Source organism: Salinimicrobium oceani (genome assembly GCF_012037645.1).
Map to the genome: position 1 here is coordinate 1 of NZ_JAAVJR010001544.1, position 294 is coordinate 294.

Sequence of the window (294 nt, forward strand, 5' to 3'; positions counted from 1 at the left end):
GCTAACTGTTTTTTCGTTGATATCTAAAGCTTCGGCGATATCTTTATTTCTTTTTCCGGTGGAAAGGAGGTTAAGTACCTCAATTTCCCTCGTAGACAGTTTTTTGTAGCGGGAAACCAGATTGTTGGATCTGGTAGTGCCGGAATTGATCTTTTCGCTGATCTCCTTGTTGAGATAGATCCCACCTCTTGCAACCTGATGCACGGCCTCACTAAGAATTTCTGTAGATGCCGTTTTTGAAAGATATGCAGCAGCCCCGGCCTTTATGGCGTTAAGAGCATACATTTCTTCGGG

General features: G+C 43.9%; 1 protein-coding gene. It reads right to left on the bottom strand.

All coding sequences use genetic code 11. The features are described from left to right. Positions 1-285, bottom strand: a 285-nt coding sequence (locus HC175_RS22995) for a LuxR C-terminal-related transcriptional regulator (RefSeq protein WP_317172407.1), incomplete at its 3' end; no start/stop codon positions are given. Between the last annotated feature and the right edge of the window lie 9 nt (positions 286-294).